At 50.4% G+C, this 4,029-nt stretch carries 3 protein-coding genes and 2 pseudogenes; 1 reads left to right on the top strand and 4 read right to left on the bottom strand.

Features of this window, described 5'->3' with window-relative positions; genetic code table 11:
* Nucleotides 1-306, top strand: a pseudogene (locus VU18_RS18690) (DUF4351 domain-containing protein); the annotation flags it as partial.
* A gap of 136 nt (nt 307-442) precedes the next feature.
* Here the strand turns inward: VU18_RS18690 and VU18_RS01420 are convergent.
* The 4 genes and pseudogenes from VU18_RS01420 to VU18_RS01400 form a co-directional block, all read right to left on the bottom strand.
* The gene (locus tag VU18_RS01420) at nt 443-832 is read right to left on the bottom strand and encodes a DUF962 domain-containing protein (protein ID WP_011229842.1); all 390 of its coding nucleotides are present in this window, start codon (nt 830-832) and stop codon (nt 443-445) included.
* Nucleotides 829-1,380, bottom strand: coding sequence for a hypothetical protein (locus tag VU18_RS18685; RefSeq protein WP_236687241.1), 552 nt, complete (start codon nt 1,378-1,380; stop codon nt 829-831). Before VU18_RS18685 ends, VU18_RS01420 begins: the two co-directional genes overlap by 4 nt.
* Nucleotides 1,381-1,469: 89 nt before the next feature.
* On the bottom strand, nt 1,470-2,216 hold the full coding sequence (locus VU18_RS18680) for a hypothetical protein (RefSeq protein WP_223812545.1): 747 nt from the start codon (nt 2,214-2,216) through the stop codon (nt 1,470-1,472).
* Nucleotides 2,217-2,767: 551 nt separating this feature from the next.
* Nucleotides 2,768-3,736 (bottom strand): annotated as a pseudogene (locus VU18_RS01400) (IS110 family transposase); the annotation flags it as partial.
* Nucleotides 3,737-4,029 lie beyond the last annotated feature (293 nt).

Here is a 4,029-nt window from a genome sequence, read left to right as displayed (position 1 = left end):
CTCGAGCTCGATGAGGCGAAACAGCGTCTGTTGTTCGGCTTTTTCGAAACATATTTGCGGTTATCGGATGAAGAAGAAATCCGACTGCGAAATGAGGTGAATACAATGGAGGAGAAGGAGGCTGCCAAAGTCATGGAACTCATCGTTTCATACGAGCAGAAAGGCATGGAGAAAGGAATGGAGAAAGGAATGGAAAAAGCAAAGATGGATGTTGCGAAACGAATGTTGGCAAAAGGATATGATGCCGACACGATTCATGAACTGACCGGGCTGCCGCTTGAAAAGATTGAACAAATGAAGAAGTAATGCGGGGACAAGGGCCTTTCTCCCTGATATTTCATCCCGGATTGTCGTCGTCCTTCGATCCCTCAAAAGCCTTGAGGATCGACGACAATCACTGATAGAAGAAATCAGTCGGGAGAAAGGCCTCTCAACGTGATTCTTATCCATTTTGGCTGACATCCCGATCCTCTGAAAGCCCAATCCGCTCAAGCTCACGCCCCAAGCGTCCCGCAAGCATCAGCCCGTACATGTGAAAATCAGCTCGAAGCGACCAAAGCGGATGGCCGAAGGTGGCGGGTTTGTTTCCTTCGATGAAAAAGTGGCTGAACCAAGCGAGCGTGTAGGCGGCAATCGGCGCGCCAAGCAGCCACCATGCGTTTCCCGTTACAGCCGCGATGATGATGAACAAAAAGACAAAGCTCGTTCCGACAAAATGCCAGCGCCGCGTCGCTCGTTTGCGATGCTGGGTCAAATAGAACGGCCAAAATTCTTCATAGTCTCGGAATTGTATGTCCCTCTCCCCCCTTGCCGTCATCTCCTGCACTATCATTGTATTTCATCCATCACGTAAAATGTCTGCAAGTTGTGCTTTTGTTTCGGCACAGTAAACTTGGCGGCAAGTTGGGCCGTACGCAGCTGGAAGATGTTCATTTCTCCTGCATTGTCCGCCTTGTTCCCCTCCTGCGGCTCGAACAATATATACACATAATCGCCGTGAAACCGTGCTTCCCAGTACACAGAAGGCAGTTCATGCTTTTCGATCAGCTTGAACTGATCGTTCAAAGCAATCCACCCCGACTTTTCCCTCTGGACATAGCTCACCCACAGCGCGTCTCCTTTCACTTGGAGCTGATCGAATCGTGTTTCCTCTTGCCCCATGTCCCAATATGTCACTCGCCATGAATGCGGATCAATGATTGTGAGACGAGGTTTCGTGGCGATGACAAGGTAGTTGCGGAAAGCCGCCATCGATCGGGCGGAGGAAGTGAGCAACGGAATTTCTTTCACGACCTCACCGCGTTGATCGATCACATACAATACGCCTTGTTCCTTTTCAATCACATCGGCGAACACATAGAAATACGGCGCTACGTGCAAAACTTGAAGAACGTAGGGAGGGAATCGTTTAGAAAATAACAATTTTCCCTCTTTTCTTACTTCTAGTTTATTGGTTTTTACATCTTGGTTCAGCGAACGAATATCCCACTCTCCCTCCAATGAGGCAAAGGAAAGAGGGCTGGAGACCGCTTTTGATCGACAACCGTCCATGTGTCTGGATTTAGTCGATACACATACTTTCCTGTATAATCGGACCACAACAACAGTTCCTTTGTTGAAGAAGCGGGCAAAAGGTGAGAGATTCCAACTGCTTTCAGCGTCACCACTTTGCGCACATGATGTTCGTCCGCCTCCACGATATATGACTCCCGCTCCAACGGGTGAGAATACAAAAAGAAAATACGCGCTGACGGACCGTGCGGCAAATGAGCGTTGGACGGTTCGTACGTCCGCACCGAGGAGACAACGGAATTGTCAATGTTCTGCACCCAATATACGATGACAGGCGCGGCTGCCGCCAGCACAACCCATATCCATCTCTGCCGCTTCCACCAAGCCTGCCCTTCCTTTTTACCTCCTATGCGCTGGACAAGCAATCCCCAGTACCATACGATGTAAAGGAACAACGCAAGCGACAGCCACGCCCACCATTGTCCTTCGATGAGGGATTGCTGCCAGTAGGCGAACGGATCGACGCCGACCCTGGCGATGGTGTGAAAATTGTTCAGAAAAAAGAGCGGCACTGCGATCACTGCAACGAGCGAATACAAGCGGCGAACCGTTCCTTTCACCAGCATCGCCACACCGGCGAGCAACGTCGCGGTGCACATGAGGTAGTACAACATTGACATCCATAGCGGTGCACTTGGGCCCATGTTGAATCCCCTTCCATCCATGGTGGTTGTAATATTCTATGAAATCGAGAACGTTTCCTTCCTTGCAGAAAGATTTGCACCCCCTCTATGATGAAGCAACTGCTCAAATTCACAACACGCTTTGCTTACACCCTCAAAGTCAGTAAATCCACGTTTTTCCCTCCGTAATGTTTTCAAGTTGCGGGGATGAACGGATAAAAATAGAAGGGCATAACCGTTATTTGGATGGTATACCCTTCTACACACACATTGAAATATCCTCCGTCCGCTCTTTTAGTTGCTGCTAGCATAGGTTATTGTCTCAGAGTCTTGATCCAAGTCAGACGGGGTCACGATGATGCCTCCATCGTCATCCAAATCAAATCCTCGATTCTCCCACGCTTTCCACACGAGCAACGAGCAATACCATTTTGATGATTGACCTTTTGTGGCTGTTAAACTATACGGCTCACCGATTTGTGCTCTAGCGTATGACTGTGCTGATGTATAATCCTCTCCCATTGCCCCTTTCACCCAAAGTCCTTTCCATGGGTACCGTCAAGAATTTTGCATGCCGCCTCGCATAACGCCGATCGGAGATGGGGATTGCCTTTTGTCGTGCGCGTGCTCTTTCGCTTTCCGGCGCTTTCATGGTTGCCGGGGGACAATCCAGTCCATGAAGCCGCCCGTTCCGGCGTTTCAAAGACGCTCATGTCGGTTCCCATCTCGGCTATGATGACGGCGGCGGTTTGTTTTTTCACTCCGGGCATGGTCATCAGCAATTCGACTTCCTCGCGATACGGCTCGAGCAGGCGGTCGATGTGCTGGTCGACTTCTTCGATTAACTGCTCCAATTCCTCAACGTGTTTCCACAAGAGGCGAAGGAGACGGAGCTCGTGTTCGGTCAAGGTGCCGAGCAGCGAATCGTACACCGCTTGCTTTTTCTTTTTGAGCCTTCCGCGCAGGCATTGATCCAGCTCGTCCTTGTCCACGTATCCCTTCTCGAGCAGCCGGGCAAGGATGTTTCGTCCGGAAACGCCGAAGAGATCCGAGAGGACGGAGCCCAGTTTGACATTGGAAGACTCCAGCACTTTTTGAATCCGGTTTTTCTCTGAACTCAACTGTCCGACCCACTTTTTGCGGAGGCGGGTAAAATCCCGCAGTTCACGAATCGGCGCTGGGGGGACGAAACTTTTTTCAATGAGTCCATGACGGAGCAGCTTGGCGATCCACTCGGCGTCAGAGACATCGGTTTTTCTTCCCGGGACATTTTTGATCCGCTGCGGATTGGCCAAAGTCAAGTCGACATAGCCCTCGAGGAAGGCAAAGACCGGTTTCCAATACACGCCGGTGGATTCCATGGCGACATGGGTGACCCCATGGTCTTCGAGCCACTCGAGCAGGTCGCCAAGTCCTTTCGAGAACGTGGAGAAGGTTTGAATGTCCTTTTGAATGTGTCCATCTTCTTCCCATAGCGCGCAGGCGACGATGGTTTCGGCATGAACATCCAATCCTGCGCAGCGAGGATAGATGACATCCATGATGAAAATCCTCCCTCTAGAAATGTTTAACGGGAATGCTCCTTTTCGATGATCGAGTGCGCAAACAGCGAATCCACGGGAGAAATGCGGCAGTTTTCCGTTCGTCGTCACCTTTCCTCTATCACAGGAAAGGGCGGACAATGGGTGGTGCACCCAGTGGATTCAAACACTTTTCCGTACAGGGTCTAAGCCACCATTAAGCATAACGTCCTGTTGAACTGTTTGCGCCTATTCTTCATTATGGGAAGAAAAGGGGGATTTTCATGCCCGGGTGGAGAGCAAAAATTGCTCAT

The organism is Geobacillus sp. ZGt-1, from assembly GCF_001026865.1.
GTDB lineage: Bacteria > Bacillota > Bacilli > Bacillales > Anoxybacillaceae > Geobacillus > Geobacillus thermoleovorans.
The sequence above is the reverse complement of the archived record's forward strand: the minus strand, read 5'-3'. Positions and strand labels throughout refer to the sequence as shown.

Excerpts from the sequence above, each read along its gene's own strand:
- VU18_RS18680 (WP_223812545.1), bottom strand. The coding sequence starts at position 2,216 with ATGGGCCCAAGTGCACCGCTATGGATGTCAATGTTGTACTACCTCATG.
- VU18_RS01420 (WP_011229842.1), bottom strand. The coding sequence starts at position 832 with ATGATAGTGCAGGAGATGACGGCAAGGGGGGAGAGGGACATACAATTC.